At 36.3% G+C, this 4,300-nt stretch carries 4 protein-coding genes; all 4 read left to right on the top strand.

Going from position 1 to position 4,300, the window contains the following annotated elements:
- On the top strand, positions 1 to 834 hold an 834-nt coding region (locus CI949_RS17460; protein WP_290768713.1), incomplete at its 5' end, for a cation:proton antiporter.
- 227 nt (positions 835 to 1,061) lie between these two features.
- Positions 1,062 to 2,096 (top strand): rod shape-determining protein, encoded by a 1,035-nt coding sequence (locus CI949_RS17455; RefSeq protein ID WP_073158619.1) that lies wholly within the window; start codon positions 1,062 to 1,064, stop codon positions 2,094 to 2,096.
- 23 nt (positions 2,097 to 2,119) lie between these two features.
- Positions 2,120 to 4,009 (top strand): SpoIVB peptidase S55 domain-containing protein, encoded by a 1,890-nt coding sequence (locus tag CI949_RS17450; RefSeq protein WP_073158621.1) that lies wholly within the window; start codon positions 2,120 to 2,122, stop codon positions 4,007 to 4,009.
- Positions 4,010 to 4,039: 30 nt separating this feature from the next.
- Positions 4,040 to 4,300, top strand: a 261-nt coding sequence (locus CI949_RS17445; protein ID WP_290768707.1) for a hypothetical protein, incomplete at its 3' end; no start/stop codon positions are given.

The raw sequence follows: 4,300 nt of genomic DNA, 5'->3' as shown, positions 1-4,300 counted from the left end.
GGAGCAATTGCTTCTGCTACTGCACCAGCTGCAACTGTAATGGTTTTAAAAGAATATAACGCTGAAGGTCCCTTAACCTCGACAATTATGGCTGTTGTAGGTCTTGATGATGCATTTGCTTTAATAATCTTTTCATTAATTAACCCAATAGCTTATTCACAGTATAAGGGAGAAGCATCAATTAAGTTAACAGAGATTATTGTTTTACCATTAATTGAAATCTTTGGCGCTATAATTTTAGGTCTATTTTTTGGTTATGTTACTCAATATTTATTAACTAAATTCACTGAAAAAACTCGCAAAATATTAACTATAGTTACTTCGATTACCTTAAGTTCTGCTGTGTCAATTTTCTTTGGTTTATCAGCATTGATAGCCAATATGTCTGTTGGTTTTGCAGTTCGAAACTTTGCCAAGAAGAATTTGGAAATTTCTGATGAGATGGACACATTGACAGTACCTCTTTACGCACTATTTTTTATAATTGCCGGTACAGAAATTCGATTTTCAGAGATGGGTTCCCTTAGTTTTCTGATGATAGCTTTTACTTATTTAATTGCTCGTATCATCGGTAAGGTGGGGGGGTCAACCATGGCGGCAAAAATTTCTGGAGCTCCTGAAGCAGTGCAAAAGTTTATAGGTTTTGGACTTCTGCCTCAAAGTGGAGTGGCGATCGCTTTAGCCTATTCAGTACAGAAACAATATGTACAGGACACCAAGGTTGGACTTTTAATATTCAATACTTTACTTCTTACAGCAGCAATGACTGAGGTTTTTGGTCCATTATTAACAAAATATGCAGTTATTAAATCAGGAGAAGGTACAATAGAGTAGGTATTTTGAGTTTAATGCAATAATTACGTTATTTTAATTTTATTTTAAGATTAATGGTCTATAATAAGGTATAAGACTGGAAAAATATATATTGTGCAATTTTTGAAATCCTTGCTTTTTCAGTGCATAAACAGTTTACTGTTGTTTCGGATATTTCTTGATGACTTTTAATATTGTTATCAAATCAAAAGAAGCGGCAGAATAATAACTAGGGAAGGAGTAATCTATTGAGTTTTCTAAATAAATTTAGCAAAAAAATAGCAATTGATCTTGGAACAGCAACAGTAATTATTTATGAAAGCGGTAAAGGAATTGTTCTGCAGGAACCTTCCTTTGTAGCTCTTGATTCCAAGTCAAATAAAGTAATTGCTGTAGGAGAAGAGGCCCGCAGAATGTTAGGTCGAACTCCTGCAAATATAAAAGTAGTACGCCCTCTAAAAGATGGGGTCATTGCAGACTTTGAAGTAGCAGAAATGATGCTTAAAAGTTTTCTGAAAAAAGTTGGTGTTAAAAGTAGATTCATCAAACCACAGATAATGGTTTGTATACCTGTCGGTGTTACCGGCGTAGAAAGTAGAGCTGTTTTAGAAGCAGCAGTTCAGGTTGGAGCCCGTAAGGCTTATTTAATTGAAGAACCTGTAGCAGCAGCAATTGGAGCCGGCCTTCAAATTGAAAAAGCTGAAGGAAATATGGTGATTGACATTGGTGGTGGAACCACTGAAATTGCTGTTCTTTCTTTAGGAGGAATTGTTGTTGGCGAATCAATTAGAGTTGGTGGCGATAAGTTTGATGAAGCTTTAGTGCGTTATGTTCGAGAAAACTATAATCTAGTTATTGGTGAATCAACTGCCGAAGAGATAAAAATAAACATTGGTAGTGCGGGCCCCGGATATTCAGCTACATATGAAGTGAAGGGTAGAGATTTAATGACCGGTTTACCAAGGCATATAGAATTATCAGCTGAAGAAACAACTAAAGCTTTTAAGGAGCTTCTTGATAATATTGCCCAGGCGGCCAGAAGAGTGCTTGAGCAAACTCCACCAGAACTTTCGGCTGATATAGTTGAAAAGGGAATTATCTTAACCGGTGGTGGTTCCTTACTCAAAGGAATTGAGAATTTCATCAGCAGTCACACAGAAGTTGGAGTTTTTGTCAGTGATGATCCTTTAACCTGTGTAGCTGAAGGAACAGGACAGGCTTTGAGCGAATTAGATAAAATTTCAAATGTTTTAAGTACAGGTAATCAAGGCATTTTTTCCTAAAAGTTACTGGAGAGTGATTAAATTTGAATAAAAGCAGAAGAATCATCTTATACATTTTGATAGTATTAGTTTTTCTCAATATCCCAGTACTTGCTGCAGAAGACATTATGCCTTTAGATGAAGTAAAAGCAGGAATGACAGGTTATGGGAAGACTGTTTTTTCCGGCAATGAAATAGAAAAATTTGAAGTTAAAATTATTGATGTATTGGATAACCGCAGTTTGGATGAGGATTTAATTTTAATTAAATTAACAGGTGATAAAGTAGAAGAATTTGGTGGTATTGCTGCTGGAATGAGCGGCAGTCCCATTTATATCGAAGATCGGTTAATTGGAGCAATTGGTTATGGTTGGAATAACAGCAGTCATCGTTATGGTCTGGTAACTCCAATCGAAAGAATGCTTAAGCTCTTTGAAAAAAGTGATAAAAAAGCAGAAAATGATAGCCTTAGTGACTCAGAAATTGATATTGATGAATTTACTCCAAATCAAAATTTGATTAGAAGCTCAAGTCCAATAATGGTTAGTGGAATCAGAGGTCGTGCTCTGGAGAGGTTAGAAAAAAATTTATCTGAACTTAATTTAAAAGTGGTTCCATCTTCAGGAATTAAAGAGGCGGATAAAAGTTATAAAGAGCCCAGACCGGGTGAGGCAATTGCTGTACAGCTGGTTCGAGGTGATATAAGTGTGGCTTCTATTGGTACCCTTACTTATGTTGATCAGGGAAAATTTTTAGCCTTTGGACATCCCTTTACAAATAGGGGGAATGTCAATTATCTTTTAAGTAGAGCCAACATTAGTGCTGTAATACCTAGTTCAGAACAGCCCTTTAAATTAGGCTCACCCTATCATAGACTATTGGGCTCAGTAACTCAGGATAGAGGAGCGGGAATTGCAGGGAGACTGAATAGTTATCCGCGCATTACCCCACTTTATATCTCTATTTCAGAAAATGGAGAACTGCTGAAAGAAGTTAGCTTACAGATCATTAATGATGAATATTTATTTTCATCACTTTCTAACAGTGCTGCCTTACAGGCGGTTGACTCCGCTCTAGATAGAATTGGCCCTGGTTCAGCTGAATCAAGAGTCAAAATTATGGGGAGAGGCCTGCCGCAGCTGCAGATAGAATCAAAGAATATGTACTACAGTCAAAAAGATATCGGCAGTATGGCACTCAATGATTTCTCACAAATTTTGGATTTAATATTAACAAATCCATTCAAAGAAATTAATTTAATAGATATCCGTTTAGAATTAGATTTTCAGAAAAAAGACAGTGTTGCTTTGATTCAGGAGGCAAAGGTTTTAAATGAGGAAATTTACCCCGGAGATGAACTAAAAGTCGAGGTAACTTTACACCGCTATCGAAATGGGACTGAAACCAAAACATTGACTATGAAAGTTCCAGAAGATGTGGAACCAGGAATAGCAACTCTCTTTATTGACGGTGGTTATACTGGAGAAACAATGCGGCCTGAAGATACTGTTGCCATGCAGAGTCAGGGTGGACTAAATGAAGCTGAAATATCCGGGCATAAAAGTTTTGAGTCAATTTTAAATTCTTATCTCGAGTCACCGGATAATAATGATTTAATTTTACAGCTATATCCTTCTTATGCAGCCCCCGTTTACCAGGAAAGCAGTGAAGAAGCACCTGTTAAAAATTCAGAGGAAAAGGAGCAGGGAGAAGAATTAAAGGAGCAGGATTCTGATAATAAAGTCAATCAGAATTTGCCAGAGGCTGGAGAAGAAATCAAAGAAACTTTTGCAACAGATTATGTTTTAGAAGGAAGCTTGAACCTTGATTTAGAAATTCTCAGTTCAGCTGAAACCGAAACTGCTGCAGGCTCAGAATCAGAGTCTTCTAAACCCGACTCGACTGAATCTGAAGCTCAGACAGAAGAGCATTAATTAAAATCAGGGCTTTGTGGAGGTTTTTAAATGAATAAGCAAATAAAATATCTTTTGGGGGTTTTGATTTTACTGCTGATTGCAGCTTATTTTTTAAGTCTTTTTAGCGGTTTGCCTCAATATTTTAAAGATGATATTATTGCTTTTCTGGAAGAAAGGTATTCAGGTGAGATTTCTTTCAGCTCTGTCTCTTTATGGCCTCTAAACCGGCTCAGACTTGAATCATTTTCTTTTTCAGATGAAAATGGGAATTTTGTAAAAATACAACAGCTTAATCTTGATTATAATTTT

It is taken from the genome of Halanaerobium sp. (genome assembly GCF_003070835.1).
The sequence above is the reverse complement of the archived record's forward strand: the minus strand, read 5'-3'. Positions and strand labels throughout refer to the sequence as shown.